At 40.0% G+C, this 13,568-nt stretch carries 15 protein-coding genes and 1 pseudogene; all 16 read left to right on the top strand.

The features are described 5' to 3' along the window. The first annotated feature begins 5 nt into the window (after positions 1-5). Positions 6-947 carry a hypothetical protein gene (locus AAZR93_RS17875; RefSeq protein WP_294108737.1) on the top strand — a complete coding sequence of 314 codons (942 nt, stop codon included), beginning with the start codon at positions 6-8 and terminating at the stop codon, positions 945-947. 218 nt (positions 948-1,165) lie between these two features. Continuing rightward, positions 1,166-2,116: a hypothetical protein gene (locus AAZR93_RS17870; protein WP_294108739.1), complete on the top strand. Its 951-nt coding sequence runs from the start codon at positions 1,166-1,168 to the stop codon at positions 2,114-2,116. Between the two features lie 123 nt (positions 2,117-2,239). Continuing rightward, positions 2,240-3,193, top strand: coding sequence for a hypothetical protein (locus tag AAZR93_RS17865; RefSeq protein WP_434720597.1), 954 nt, complete (start codon positions 2,240-2,242; stop codon positions 3,191-3,193). 51 nt (positions 3,194-3,244) lie between these two features. Next, a pseudogene (locus AAZR93_RS17860) lies at positions 3,245-3,349 on the top strand (integrase core domain-containing protein); the annotation flags it as partial. A 939-nt stretch (positions 3,350-4,288) separates the two neighbouring features. Beyond that, a complete protein-coding gene (locus tag AAZR93_RS17855) occupies positions 4,289-4,588 on the top strand; it encodes a helix-turn-helix domain-containing protein (protein ID WP_434720596.1) in 300 nt (99 codons plus the stop codon). A 376-nt stretch (positions 4,589-4,964) separates the two neighbouring features. After that, on the top strand, positions 4,965-5,534 hold the full coding sequence (locus AAZR93_RS17850) for a fimbrial protein (protein WP_434720595.1): 570 nt from the start codon (positions 4,965-4,967) through the stop codon (positions 5,532-5,534). 70 nt (positions 5,535-5,604) lie between these two features. Further along, entirely contained in the window at positions 5,605-6,120 is a 516-nt protein-coding gene (locus AAZR93_RS17845; RefSeq protein WP_434720594.1) for a fimbrial protein, read from the top strand. A 53-nt stretch (positions 6,121-6,173) separates the two neighbouring features. Further along, positions 6,174-8,714 carry an outer membrane usher protein gene (locus AAZR93_RS17840; protein ID WP_434720593.1) on the top strand — a complete coding sequence of 847 codons (2,541 nt, stop codon included), beginning with the start codon at positions 6,174-6,176 and terminating at the stop codon, positions 8,712-8,714. 39 nt (positions 8,715-8,753) lie between these two features. Beyond that, on the top strand, positions 8,754-9,494 hold the full coding sequence (locus AAZR93_RS17835; RefSeq protein WP_434720592.1) for a fimbria/pilus periplasmic chaperone: 741 nt from the start codon (positions 8,754-8,756) through the stop codon (positions 9,492-9,494). A 26-nt stretch (positions 9,495-9,520) separates the two neighbouring features. Continuing rightward, complete coding sequence (locus AAZR93_RS17830; protein ID WP_434720591.1) at positions 9,521-10,159, top strand: fimbrial protein; 639 nt, start codon at positions 9,521-9,523, stop codon at positions 10,157-10,159. A gap of 19 nt (positions 10,160-10,178) precedes the next feature. After that, positions 10,179-10,703 carry a fimbrial protein gene (locus AAZR93_RS17825; RefSeq protein WP_434720590.1) on the top strand — a complete coding sequence of 175 codons (525 nt, stop codon included), beginning with the start codon at positions 10,179-10,181 and terminating at the stop codon, positions 10,701-10,703. Positions 10,704-10,720: 17 nt separating this feature from the next. After that, positions 10,721-11,272 (top strand): fimbrial protein, encoded by a 552-nt coding sequence (locus AAZR93_RS17820; RefSeq protein WP_434720589.1) that lies wholly within the window; start codon positions 10,721-10,723, stop codon positions 11,270-11,272. Positions 11,273-11,312: 40 nt separating this feature from the next. Next, on the top strand, positions 11,313-11,891 hold the full coding sequence (locus tag AAZR93_RS17815; RefSeq protein ID WP_434720588.1) for a fimbrial protein: 579 nt from the start codon (positions 11,313-11,315) through the stop codon (positions 11,889-11,891). A 20-nt stretch (positions 11,892-11,911) separates the two neighbouring features. After that, on the top strand, positions 11,912-12,490 hold the full coding sequence (locus AAZR93_RS17810; RefSeq protein WP_434720587.1) for a fimbrial protein: 579 nt from the start codon (positions 11,912-11,914) through the stop codon (positions 12,488-12,490). A 9-nt stretch (positions 12,491-12,499) separates the two neighbouring features. Then, positions 12,500-13,039, top strand: a complete 540-nt coding sequence (locus AAZR93_RS17805; RefSeq protein ID WP_434720586.1) for a fimbrial protein — start codon at positions 12,500-12,502, stop codon at positions 13,037-13,039. Positions 13,040-13,052: 13 nt separating this feature from the next. Continuing rightward, on the top strand, positions 13,053-13,565 hold the full coding sequence (locus tag AAZR93_RS17800; RefSeq protein ID WP_434720585.1) for a fimbrial protein: 513 nt from the start codon (positions 13,053-13,055) through the stop codon (positions 13,563-13,565). The last annotated feature ends 3 nt before the right edge of the window (positions 13,566-13,568 follow it).

The following is a 13,568-nucleotide window of genomic DNA, read 5'->3' as shown; positions in this document are numbered from 1 at the left end:
ATTAAATGATTGAAATGAAATATGCCATTAATGTTTCTGTTAAAAATAATAACGCACCAGCAGATGGTGAAAGTTTTAATAGTGTTAGTGTGATTTGTTTGGATAATAGGGACTTCAAACCCGTTGCAGGTTTGGAAGTTATTCTTAGCGCATTAAGTATTGGAGGAACGGCTTTTTTTAAAGAAACTGACACTACAGTGTATCCTGCAATTACGAATAGTATAGGCCTAGTAACCGCCGATATCGCGGATACAGTCGCAGAGAACATCGTTATTAAATGTCATGTTAAATCTGACCCTATTAGTCAGCACACCGCTGCATTAACATTCCGTAAGCCAACAAAAACGTTTGAAATCACCAGAGCAGCAAATCTTAACCGAACTTTCTTATATGGTGAGCCTACAGTATCTTGGGCAGGTGCAGAGTTTACTCTCTATACAGACGGTGGTAGTGGCGATATCGAATGGTCGACAAATAATATTACTTCTGAAGTAACTATTCGCCCTAATGCTAATCAATCGGCATCGATTATGATAAATGCAGATCCTGGGAAAAATATTCGCATTATAGCGAAAGATAGGGTTACTGGTGAGTCAGATGCTTATTCATTCTACCTTCATTCATTTATTCAATCAGATCGTCAAAAGCATACTTTTTCAGAGGCTAAGGAAAAATTTGGCGACTATCTGTTACCTGTGAGTACTTATGAAAACGTATTTTCACAATGGGGTAACCTCATGGTTTATTACATTTGGTCAACAGCTGTTGATGACACCTATTGGACTAGAGAGTTAATTCCTAATAGTAAGCAGGCCGGTGAAAACGTAACTGATGAAGTTGAATCTCGTAACTTTGAACGTGTTATTGTTTTTGATGTTAAAACGGGTGTTAAATCAATAGCCAATACTTTATTTAATAAAAAGTATTTCATGTATGCTATTAATTAATTATTTCCACTTCAGATGGCAAGTGAGCTCAGGAATAAGACATTATTTTCTCTATATTATTGAAAATGATCCAACTGGTTTTTTATCTGTGGCTGAGCTTTCTATATATTAGCGAACGTTTATTTTACTGGGGATATTATTTATATCACTAGTTGTACAACATATTCGTTAATAATGGTTTTTTATTGTTAGTCTGCTCAATAATATGGGGTAATTATATGGCTGATAATCAGTATTTAGTAAATATAAATGTGGTCAATAATAATGCTCAAGCTGACGGTAAGAGCTTTAATCAAGTAAAAGTAATTTGTATGGATTCAATTGATCTTCGACCCGCAGTTGGCTTAGAAGTCGTTTTTACTGCGATCAGTGTACGTGGAACCGCTTTTTTTCGGGAAAACAATGCTGCAGTATACCCCAGTGTGACTGATGGTATTGGCGTTGCTTCTGCAAATATCGGGGATACTATTGCCGAAGATATTGTGCTCAAATGCCATGTTAAATCGGATAATACCAGTCAAAGTTCTGTGTCACTGACCTTCAGAGCAGCAACGGGTAAATTTGAAATTACGAATGCATCTAATATTAATGCGACTTTCTCTCCTGGTGAACCAACCATTGCATGGGGAGGTGCTGAGTTTGTTATTGATACTCAAGGGGGGTCTGGGGATGTTGAGTGGTCGATCAATAATATCGTTTCTGAAATCACCATCCGAGAAGGAGCTCAGCAGAATGCATATGTCATCATTGGAGAGGACCCAAGAAAAGAAGTTCGCATCACGGCAAGAGATAGAGTGACTGGTGAATCTGATATGTATACTTTTTATCTGCGTTACTTTATTCGTTCAGATCGACAGAAACATAAATATTCGGACGCTGTGGCGAGTTTCGGTAGTTATATGCTGCCAGTGGCAGTTTATGATCAGCTTTATTCTCAATGGCGTAATCTTGCCATGTACTTTATATGGTCGACTGCTATTGATGAAACCTATTGGACTAAGGATTTGGGGGTCTTTAATTTCAATAGTATCGATGGAGTACCATTGATAGAAGGCGATAAAACTCCTCGCGCTTCATCACGTATTGTTTTTGATGTTAGAACAGGCACTAAATCAAGTAGCTCAACTTCCAGTAAATATAAAAAATATTTTATGTATTCCCTGCCTTAATTTTTCAGGATGTGAATTTTATTAGTTTATTTCAGGAAATGTTGTTATTTCGCATTTCCTTTTCATTAACTTAAACTTTTTTGATTAAATTGTGATTCATCAATTTTATAATAAGGTGAAATAATGTCTCTTAATAATTATATAATAAATTTATCTGTCGAATTTAATAATGCGCCGGCGGATGGGATAAATTCTAATGTTGTTAATGTCATTTGCATGAATTCAATAGATAATTCGCCTGCTATTGGGGTTGATATTGTGTTCAGTACGTTCAGTATTAAGAACTCAGCTTTTATTAGTGAGTCTGGTAGCTCAAAATATTCAACAGTGACAGATATTACAGGTAAAGCATCGGCAAATATTTGCGATACCCTTGTTGAAGATGTGCTTGCGCGTTGTCATATAAGGTCTGATTTCACTAATCAAGATACTGTATTATTAACCTTTCGTAAGGTAACTGAAAAATTTGCAATCACTAATGCTAGCAATATTAATCGTACTTTTTTAGCAGGAGAACCCACGATTGCTTGGAGTGGTGCTGAGTTTACCCTGTATACTAAAGGGGGTTCTGGTAATGTTGAATGGTCATTTGAACAAAATACTCCGGCTGTTACCCTTCGTCCTGGAGCCAAAGGGGTTGCTTATATATTAATTAAAAATGACCCTAGTAAAGAAGTCCGCATTATAGCGAAAGATAAACTCACCGGTGAGATTGATAGCTATTTCTTTTATTTAAGTAATTTTGTTCGTTCAGATAGGCAGAAGCATACTTTTTTTATGGCTAATGTAGGCTTGGGTAAGTTTATGTTGCCTGTGGTTGTTTATCAGCAGATATTTTCCCAATGGGGCGATCTTACGTATTACTTCATTTGGTCGGAAGCAGTTGATACTCCTTATTGGACAAATGAAGAAGCCCGAGTATTAGTTGAAAAAGAGGGGATGGGAACCGATAACTTTACTACTGAACATGTTGTATTTGATGTTAGAACGGGTGTTACATCAACCAGTCCTGATGGCACAACGTATGAGAAATATTTTATGCATAATCTTTCATTTAAACCAAGTGAGTTGGAATAGTAAATACAATCAAGATAATTATTTTTATTTCATGATTTTACTTTTTTGTAGTTTTTATTTGAGTTATTAAGCCAAGTACGTGAAATGGTGTGGTTTTGGCAACAAGATTATAACCAAAACCGAACGCACGAAAGCTTAAATCACCTCCCACCATAGGCATATCGTAAACAGTTAGAAAACTCTAAGTTGAAGTGTTTCAATTAACGGGGAGTGGACAGCTCAGCGGCAGGATTTACCGTTACTCGTCCTGTTGCAATGGTACTGAGACTTGAACTCTTATCATGATTATATTTAAGTTGGCTCGGTAAATTTAGCTTTGTTGATGTCTTTAATTAGTGCTATTTATCCATCTATAGGGGTTGTTGAGTTAGCTATAAAGTTTTTAGGAGAAAGGATATAAGTAAAAACACTTAAAACAATATGAGAGCTATAGCTAAAAATATATAAAATGAAAATAACCTATTAATGTTAAATTTATACGGTTATTAATTAATCACTTTTATTCTTGTGAATGCCTCTTATTTTCCCCGCTTGCTAACGATAAAACAATTTACCTTTAAACTAACCTAAATGTGTTATAGGTGTAATTTCGTTTTATTGTCTATAACATTCCTCTATTTCACTTCATGAATGACAACTAATATAAGTAATCACTCAATGAAAATTGAATTTATATAATCTAAAAAAGAGTATCGTTATTAAATGTTTTATTTCTCCTACATTTATAAATGTAACAAATTGAAATTAAAGTCCATATAAATAATACGATTAAATTTTATTACTCATAACAGGTGTATTGGTTTTTTTTTACTCCAATTGTGCTTAAAGTTTTTATTATTTGAATTTATTGAATTTATAGTTAGTTTGTTGCTGATTTTAACGATTAATTTCGCATAATCGATAGCTTGTAGCTATTGCGGTTAGCTTATTAATCGATTTAAACGTATTTACAGTATATGGCAAGAGATTTATTGTTTACACCAGTGACGCGTTATTTGTCTTTTATTGTTGGTTGGTTATCGCTATTTATCCTTCTCGATTTCATTACGCCAAAATAAAGTATTTGTATTTTTACGTGAACAAAGGAGGTTATTAATGAACATAAAAGAAAATGAATATAACAATGTTGATTCATTGCGAAAAAATATTGGTTTCTTTATTCGTGAATCACGTGTAAATAGATCGTTAACGGGTGGTCAGTTTGCTAAATTAATTAATGTGAGTCAACAGCAAGTTTCTCGTTATGAAAATGGCTTAACTAATATGAGTATTGATATGTTAAATTCCATATTCATAGTTTTAGGTGTGGAGTGGCAGGATTTTTATCGTAAAGTTCTCCTTATAGAAGTTAATAAAAACATTACGAAGAATACTAACTCGTTTCCTTTTTATTGAAAATTAGTCGGTGGAGAAAATCTTTCAATATTTTAACGTATTATAAATAGGTGTTGTTAATATTAATTAAATAAAACTCAATGTTATATTTAATAATTAAATGTAAATGAAAAATACCATTTTGTATTTTACATTTCATTATGTATTTAATTTCATTTTTTATTTTTGAACTGCATGAGTTCACGGCTAACTCTTTGTTAATTGATATTTATTTTTATGTGTTGACATTGAATAGATATTATTTGTGTTTTTTACTTATTTTAAATTAATAAGTGATGTCATTTGTATGTTCGTCATCTCAATGTATTTAATCTTTGAGGTGTTTTTATTTTAATTGTTATTTTAATTGTTATTTTAATTATTTTTAGAGGAATTTATGAAAAAATTAATGCTTGCAACTTTGGTCTTTGGCGCAATGAGCTCTTCTGTTTTTGCAGCGGATGCAGGAACTGGCCAAGTAAAATTTAATGGTTCTATTGTTACGTCACCATGCTCTATTGCACCGGGAGATCAAAATCAAGAAGTTGCATTAGGTCAAATCTCTAATGTCACGCTAGAAAATGGCGGCATGTCGTCGGCTCAACCTTTTCAAATTAAATTGGAAGGCTGTGCATTAAACGCTAAGTACATGGGCAAAGATACTGAAGGTAAAGATGTTGAAAAAACCTACAGCAATACTGTTTCAGTACGTTTCAATGGCACTGAGTGGGTAAATGCTCAGACAAATACCGGTTTACTGCAAGTGACTGGTGAAGGTCAAGGCGCGGGTGTGAAACTGATGACACCAGCGGGTACTCAAGTAAATATCAATAATGTCACGACTCAGAGTTTTGTGTCTGGTGACAATACATTGCGCTTCCAAGCTGCGCTACAAGGTATTAAAGGTACTTCTGTGACGCCAGGTAAATTTGATGCAGTGACCAACTTTGTTCTGTCATACAACTAATCCGTTGTAAGTCTCTGGGGGCGGTACGGTATGTATCGTACCCCGCTTAAAATAAAGGATGGTGGATGACATGAAGCGAGCATTCCAAGTGCTGAGTCTCTGTGTTGGTGTGGCTGTTAATGCATCAAGTGAGGACGTTAAAGGGCAAATTGCCATGGCTGGCAGTATTTTAGAAACCCCGTGTGCGATAGCTATGGAGTCGGCTGACCAAAGTATTGATTTGGGGACGGTGCCTCTCAGTGTGTTGAAGCAGTGGGGACAAGGACCTCGCCATCCTTTCACTATCCATTTGATTGATTGCCGATTGGCGTCTCGTACTGGGGAAGCCTTGAAAACCTTTGCTATGACCTTTGACGGTCCAACGGATAACGTCGGTTTTTTGGTATACGGTCAAGCCGCAGGCGTGTCACTTGTCTTAGATAACCAGGACGGTGAACGAGTAAATCCAAGGGTACCTTTGAATAGAGTTAGGCTATTTCTCGGCGATCGACAACTTAAGTACGGCTTACGTGTGGTGAGTAATCATACGGCGTATTCTCCTGGCAATTTTCAAACCACCCTCCGTTTTAAGTTGGATTACTACTAACTAACCAAAAATGTGTTCAGTAGTAGGCACATTGTCTTGAACAAGGATTTTTTATGTCTTTTCATCAATCCCCCTGTTGGCGATATGGGGCTGTATATGTGCTCATCGCCATGGCGTTATACAGTAGTTCTATGCCAAGGCTATGGGCGAGTAATGTTGAATTTAATATGGACGTGCTTGATGTAGAAGACAGAAAAAATATTGATTTAGACCAGTTTTCTCAAGTGGGACACATTATGCCTGGCCGTTACACTTTGACGGTTAAGGTGAATCAACAAGCGTTAGGCGATTTGCCAGTCACTTTTTATGAAGATACTGAAAGTAAGACGGGAAGTGTGGCGTGTTTATCCCCTGAAGTCGTTGAACAAATAGGGTTAACGTCTACGGCTTTAAAGCAATTGGTATGGAATCAGGATGGACAGTGTTTAGTGCCTTCCAGTTTACCGGGACTCGCCATAACAGGGGATTTAACGACGTCTTCTTTATTGGTAAATGTACCGCAGGCATATTTGGAGTACAGCTCCCCCGATTGGGATCCGCCAGCACGCTGGGACAATGGATTATCGGCGCTGATGTTTGATTACAGCATTAATGGCAGTATCAACGCCCCGAAAAAGGGTAACGAAAAAACTTACACGTTAAGTGGTAATGGGGTGACCGGCGTGAATTTGGGGGCATGGCGCTTTCGTGGTGAGTGGCAAGGCCAGAGCACCAAGGTAACAGGGCCAAATTCTCAATCTGATTTGAGCATGACGTGGAATCGATTTTATGCCTATCGAGCACTCGCGGCGCTACAAGCCCAGCTCATTGTGGGTGAAGACTATTTGAACTCTGCGGTATTTGATTCTTTTCGCTTTATTGGTGCCACCGTTCGTACTGATTTAAATATGATGCCGCCTAATTTACGTGGGTATGCACCAGAAGTCGTAGGCACGGCAAAAACCAATGCCACAGTGACTGTGCGTCAGCAAGGACGGGTGATTTATGAAACACAGGTCGCGCAAGGGCCGTTTCGTATTCAAGATTTGTCAGACGCTCTCAATGGCACGCTGAATGTGACCGTGACCGAGCAGGATGGTTCTACGCAGGAATTTGATGTGGATACTGCGAATCTGCCGTTTTTAACACGTCCTGGGCAATTGCAGTACAAACTGGCAATGGGGCAACCAACGGATTATCAACGCCGTAGCCAAGGGGAAAACTTTGCTTCTGGGGAGTTCTCGTGGGGGGTGAGTAATGGGTGGTCTTTGTTTGGTGGGCTGTTGGGTAGTGAACGTTATCAAGCGGTTTCCTTGGGGGTTGGGCGTGATTTGTTGGCCTTAGGGGCATTATCTCTTGATATGACTCAATCGTATGCTCGTTTACCAATAAATGACACGTTAAGCGGTGGTTCGTATCGATTGAGTTATTCGAAGAACTTTGAAGAGTACAACAGTCAGGTGACTTTTGCAGGATACCGTTTCTCTGAGCGTGATTTTATGTCGATGAATGATTTTTTAACGGCTAAACAGACAGGTATACATCTGGGAGGCAGTAAAGAGTTGTATAGCTTGTCATTCAGTAAAAATTTCGTCGATAACGGGTTATCAATGTACTTGAGTTATAACCACCAAACTTATTGGGATCGACCGGAGAATAACTATTACAACCTGATGTTATCGAAATACTTTGATTGGGGACGAGTCAAAAATATTAGTGCTTCCATGTCATTGAATCGTCAAGTTAATCAAGGTGTCAATGATGATAGTGCTTATGTGTCAGTGTCATTTCCATGGGGTGCTGGTAGCAATATCGGTTACTCGATGGATGCACGGCGCGGCGGGGTGAGTAATCGTGCATCGTATTTCAGCACGATCAATGACCGAACATCGTATAGCGTCAGTGCCGGAGAGAATCGCCAAGGTGCATCAGGTAGTGGATTTATATCGTATCAAGGAGATACCGCATACCTGTCAGGGAACGCCAGTTACTCGGCGAATGATTATCGGGCGATGGGTTTTAGTGCGAATGGAGGAGTGACTTTAACTCCTGAAGGTGGCGCATTACATCGTATTAACCAAGCTGGCGGAACACGCTTGTTAGTTGATACGGATAGCGTAGCGGGAGTACCAATCCGTGGGGTTGGAGCACCCGTTATCAGCAATGTATTTGGTAAAGCAGTGATTGGTGACATGAATAATTATTATCGTAACAACGTACAGATTGATTTGAATAATTTACCGAGCAATGTGGAAGCAGAGCAGTCAGTGGTACAAGCCACACTGACCGAAGGCGCTGTCGGATATCGTCGTTTTAATGTGCTTTCAGGCGAGAAAATGTTGACGGTTATTCGATTGGCTGATGGCAAGTTTCCACCATTTGGGGCGCAGGTGAAAAATGCACGGGGACAAAACACGGGAATTGTTGCAGACAACGGTAACACCTATTTGAGCGGCATTGTTCCGAATGAAACCATGACGGTAATGTGGGGCAATGATACTACCTGTCACGTGAATTTTCCGAAGGAATTGGGTGATATCGCGCAGATGACGTTATTGCCGTGTGAAGTGAGCCCCAGCGAATCGCTTACAGATACGATTAAGCCTGCGATGTAAATGAATTATAAAATCGACAATATTATAAAGGTAAAAACAATGAATTTAACAATTATACAGCGTACCGCGATAGCCCTTTCAGGGGTGTTAATTAGCCATTTTTCGCTTGCTGGCGTCACTATGGATCGCACTCGAGTGATATTTGAGGGAGATAAAAAGTCTATCACTTTAAATATCAATAATAACAGTCAGGAACTGCCGTATTTAGCTCAAGGATGGCTGGAAAATGCGGAAGGACAGAAAGTGAACACACCCTTAGTGGTATTGCCCCCAGTTCAGCGGTTAGAAGCTGGAAGCTCGAGTCAAGTAAAAATCGAAGCGTTATCGGCAGTTGGTACATTACCGCAGGACAGAGAATCGCTATTTTATTTTAATCTGCGCGAAATTCCGCCGAAAAGCGATAAACCAAATGTCCTGCAACTGGCATTACAAACTCGAGTGAAATTATTTTACCGCCCTAAAGCGATCATTCCAGCTGAGAACAGTGAACCTGCAATTGAAAAGCTAACTTTAGATAAAACGGGTAGTCAAGCGGTGGTGAAAAATCCAACACCGTATTATGTGACGATTGTTAATGTATTTTCAGCCAATTTAAAAACGGATGACAGTAATTTTGAACCCGTGATGGTGGCGCCGTTTGGCCAAGCTAATTTAGGCATGAGCAACGCGCAATTAGGGAACTCTCCGACGCTCATTACGATTAATGATTACGGCGGTCGCCCTGAATTAACGTTCAGTTGCCAAGGTACTAGCTGTCAGGTTAATGGGCTGAAACCGTAATTGAAACTGCGCAAGGAGACACTGGCATGGATAAAATATTGCAAAAAAAATGGTCTTACCCACTGACCTTCTGTGTCTTGGGCAGCCTACTGAGTCTTGGCATGAGTGCTACGACTTTGGCTGAACCTAAACAGCTAGGGTACCGCCAAGTGGACAACTGGGGTGTAGATGGTCAACACGGCATATTGCGAGTTCGTGGGGCATTAACTGATAGTCCGTGCCGGTTATCAATGCGCACAGCAGACCAAACCATTGATTTAGGATCGGTGCCTGTGGGGAGTTTACCGCACATTGGTTCTGAGGGGCGGGGTGTAACATTTCAGATTGAGTTGACGGATTGTTTAGCAGTGGCTAATGCACGAATGGACAGACAAACGGGGCAAATGCCGTGGAGTACCGATGAACCCGCTGTATCTATCCGTTTTATGGCAATGGATACGGATAGTGCAGGGCGTTATGCAAGATTGCGTGGGGTTTCTGGATTAGGGCTAGTGATACAAGATGCTAGGGGTAAGCCGATGACGCTTGGAATGTATGGAACACCACAAATGTTACCCGCAGGGCAGTCCATCCTGACATATTCGGTTATACCCATTAAATTGGAAAATCGAGTATCACCAGGAGCATTCTACGCGGTTATCGGATTTCAGCTTAGTTATGATTAATTATCGAGGATGGAATGGTATGAGAGACAAAATGCAAGGGATCGGCTTGGGGCTCTGGATATTGGCCTGTGGCATGTTGCCTACTTCGGCGTTCGCAGCGAACTCGGTGACAGTAAATTTTAAAGGTAATTTGATTTTAAATCCGCCGTGTGAATTGACTGGAACGGGAAGTAATACGGTGGAAGTGGATTTTAAAGATATGGTGATCCGTAAAATTACGGGTACTAACTTTCAACAGCCACTGCCGTACAAATTGACTTGTGATGCTGAGGATGCAACTCGTGTCGCTTTAACCATTAAAGGGACTGGTTCTAGTTTTAATAACGCAGCATTGAAAACCAGCAATACGAATTTGGGGCTTCGATTTGCCACGATGTCAGGCAGCAGCCCGACGTTTGTAGGATTAGGGCAACCTATTGTTTTTACTAACAATCAGCGTCCAACCTTTAATGTATATCCGTTAATCAATAGTGGTGTTGCGGCCAGCAGCATTGCTGCGGGAGGATTTACAGCGTCAGCTACTTTAGAAGCGAGTTATCCGTAAGAGAAAAGGAATGCATCATGAATTTTTTGTCTCTTCAAGGTCGAGTGGTATTAGGTTTATTTCTTAGTAGCGCGGCATTTTCGGCTTTAGCAGCCACGAAAGCGGATATAGGCTTTAAAGGGAATTTGATTGTAAATTCGCCGTGTGAACTCACTGCCGGAGACGGCAGTGACACTATTAGTGTGAATTTTCAGGAAATTGTGATCCGGAAGTTGGAGACACAAGCTGCAAATTTCAACGCAACAACGGCGGCATATCAACAGCCTTTGCCTTTTCGCTTAGTGTGTGATGCTGAAAATGGCACTGCAGTGAGAGTAGGGCTGCAAGGCAATGCGAGTAGTTTTAATAATGAGTTTTTAGCGACGGACAATCCGAATGTGGGAGTGCAGTTTATCAATCTCGGGAAAGGAACATTTATTCCTAATAGCACCTCGCGTCGAGCGCAAATTATTGTGGGTACCCCTGCGTCATTTTATGTCGTACCGATACGCAATAGTCAGGTGAGTACGACGGAGGTTGCGACAGGCGGATTCAAAGCGACAGCGACCTTGTTGGCAAACTATGAGTAATTGTGGTGCGGTGAGTTACGGTGAAACAAGGTAAGGCTGTATGAAACGCAAAAAATGGCCACTTTATCAGCCGATAAAAACGATACACAGTTTAAGAGAGAAAGGGGTAATGATGATTAGGATGCGAATTGGAATACTATTCAGTTGCCTCGCTTTCTCTGCGTTGGCGAGTAACAGTACAAATGTCAGTATCGCTGGAAACCTAATAGTAAATCCTGCATGTGAGCTGACATCCACGACGGGGGAAGAGACAATTTTTGCCGATTTTGGGGAGATTGTTATCAGCAAAATGGGGACGTCGACGTCAGCCCGTAATTATCGGAAAACATTACCGTATAAGGTGGTGTGTGATGCACCAGAGGGCACTGGGATATACATTCAACTCCGCGGCGAGTCAGCATCTTTTAATCCTCAATTTGTCGCTACGACTAATGAAAATGTCGGCATTCTATTTTTGAACAAAAATGCGCTGATTACACCTACAGGCTATATCGCAGGTATGAAACTAGGAAATGAAACTGTGATGGAGGTCGTGCCTGTACGTAATGGGGCTACCGGAGTCAAGGTAGCAACGGGTGATTTTTCCGCTACCGCCACGTTAACTGTATTCTATCAATAAAGGTGTGTGGGGAATTAGAAATGAGTAAAAGGCAGAGGAAGCAGGGGATGAAAGAGAAAATACCGCATCAACTGACCCATATTGTGAGGATGGTATGTTTAGCCATGCTTAATGCCATATTAGTTGTATCGCCTGTCATAGCGAGTACGGTGGCAGGGGTGTCAGTGAAGGGACAACTATTAGATTTCCCCCCGTGTGAAGTCTATGGCGCCAATGGAAAAGGAACGCCTGTCCACATTGGATTTGATGAAGTTGCTATTCAGCGCCTCGATGGGCAGCGCTATCGTCAAGATATGACCTTAACGGTATGGTGTGATGGCACCTTGGGGCAGAATGTGCCTATCGAGCTGATATATAGCGGGGCGCCGAGTGCTTTTGATCCTCAGGCTTTAATGACTGATAAGGCTAATTTAGGGGTGCGACTATACCAAGATAATAGTGGGGACGTAGTGGCGCCAAATTCGACATTTCGTTTGACGCTGACGGGTAATAGTAGTGAGCAGTTACCGTGGTATGCGGTACCCGTGAAAGCGGCGGGGGCAAACTTGGTAGAAGGCAAATTTACCGCGTCAGCAACCTTATCCCTGAATTACCCGTAAGGAGGCAATATGAACGGCGTTAATAGTGCTCTTTTGGGATGTGTATTGTTAGGGTTTAGTCTGCCAGTTTGGAGTGACCATACCAATAAAGTGAATTATGAGGGAACGCTAATTTCATTGGCGTGCATGGTTGATGAAGATCGTCCCGTTGAAGTGGACTTGGGCGTAGTAGAAGATAAACGATTGTATTTGCATGAAAACTCGAACCTTGTACCATTTTCATTGACCTTGAAAAATTGTGATGCTTCATTGGCAAATAGTGTGACTGTCACTTTGCAGGGGACGCCAGGGAGTGTGACACCAGATGGATATCTGATGTTAGATAAAAACAGTGTGGCAGATGGTGTAGTGCTTGGGATTATGGATGATAATGCGACTCAAGGGCATATTGCTATCGGTAGCGGATTACCGAAAATACCGGTGAAGAATGGCACTATGGCTATCCCATTATCAGCTTATTTACATATTAAACCGATAGCTTTGGCAAATAAAACAGTTGTACCAGGTACATTTAGTGCGACGCTTTATTACAGCGTGAGATTCGAATAAGGTGAGTAACAACATGACATTATATAAAATAGTTATTATATTTTTGAGGTGTTTTATTTCGTTAAGTTTGCTTTTTTCTATGAGTGCAAAAACAGCAAATTATTACTCCATTAATATTAATGTAAAATTTGTACAATCAACATGTGATATATCCGGCGATAGTACGAATTTAAACAGCCCCATTAACATTGATTTTAAAGATATAGTCGAAAATAAAATAAATGGTGTGAATTATGAACAAACAATACCTTATTTTATTACGTGTGGAGGAAGTGGTAATCCATCACTTAAATTAATGATGTCTGGACCTAAGTCAGACTTTAATGATGATTTATTAATGACAACAGAAAATACTTTAGCATTAAACTTTAAACTTAATAATGTTAACTTAAAAATAAATACGTGGAATAACATTGCATTTAATAATCAACCTAAATTGACAGTGGTACCAATTATATCGAATAGATTAAATGCTATTGGTGGGGTTTTTAATGCATCTGCAGCATTAGTTGTAGATTACCAATAATAG

It is taken from the genome of Providencia sp. Je.9.19 (assembly GCF_051129765.1).
Lineage (GTDB): Bacteria > Pseudomonadota > Gammaproteobacteria > Enterobacterales > Enterobacteriaceae > Providencia.
The sequence above is the reverse complement of the archived record's forward strand: the minus strand, read 5'-3'. Positions and strand labels throughout refer to the sequence as shown.

What these genes read in the sequence shown, in the direction of transcription:
- AAZR93_RS17805 (WP_434720586.1), top strand. Translation starts at nt 12,500, where the DNA reads ATGAACGGCGTTAATAGTGCTCTTTTGGGATGTGTATTGTTAGGGTTT.
- AAZR93_RS17850 (WP_434720595.1), top strand. Translation starts at nt 4,965, where the DNA reads ATGAAAAAATTAATGCTTGCAACTTTGGTCTTTGGCGCAATGAGCTCT.
- AAZR93_RS17820 (WP_434720589.1), top strand. Translation starts at nt 10,721, where the DNA reads ATGAATTTTTTGTCTCTTCAAGGTCGAGTGGTATTAGGTTTATTTCTT.
- AAZR93_RS17800 (WP_434720585.1), top strand. Translation starts at nt 13,053, where the DNA reads ATGACATTATATAAAATAGTTATTATATTTTTGAGGTGTTTTATTTCG.
- AAZR93_RS17810 (WP_434720587.1), top strand. Translation starts at nt 11,912, where the DNA reads ATGAGTAAAAGGCAGAGGAAGCAGGGGATGAAAGAGAAAATACCGCAT.
- AAZR93_RS17875 (WP_294108737.1), top strand. Translation starts at nt 6, where the DNA reads ATGATTGAAATGAAATATGCCATTAATGTTTCTGTTAAAAATAATAAC.
- AAZR93_RS17865 (WP_434720597.1), top strand. Translation starts at nt 2,240, where the DNA reads ATGTCTCTTAATAATTATATAATAAATTTATCTGTCGAATTTAATAAT.
- AAZR93_RS17825 (WP_434720590.1), top strand. Translation starts at nt 10,179, where the DNA reads ATGAGAGACAAAATGCAAGGGATCGGCTTGGGGCTCTGGATATTGGCC.
- AAZR93_RS17870 (WP_294108739.1), top strand. Translation starts at nt 1,166, where the DNA reads ATGGCTGATAATCAGTATTTAGTAAATATAAATGTGGTCAATAATAAT.
- AAZR93_RS17840 (WP_434720593.1), top strand. Translation starts at nt 6,174, where the DNA reads ATGTCTTTTCATCAATCCCCCTGTTGGCGATATGGGGCTGTATATGTG.
- AAZR93_RS17835 (WP_434720592.1), top strand. Translation starts at nt 8,754, where the DNA reads ATGAATTTAACAATTATACAGCGTACCGCGATAGCCCTTTCAGGGGTG.
- AAZR93_RS17815 (WP_434720588.1), top strand. Translation starts at nt 11,313, where the DNA reads ATGAAACGCAAAAAATGGCCACTTTATCAGCCGATAAAAACGATACAC.
- AAZR93_RS17845 (WP_434720594.1), top strand. Translation starts at nt 5,605, where the DNA reads ATGAAGCGAGCATTCCAAGTGCTGAGTCTCTGTGTTGGTGTGGCTGTT.
- AAZR93_RS17830 (WP_434720591.1), top strand. Translation starts at nt 9,521, where the DNA reads ATGGATAAAATATTGCAAAAAAAATGGTCTTACCCACTGACCTTCTGT.
- AAZR93_RS17855 (WP_434720596.1), top strand. Translation starts at nt 4,289, where the DNA reads ATGAACATAAAAGAAAATGAATATAACAATGTTGATTCATTGCGAAAA.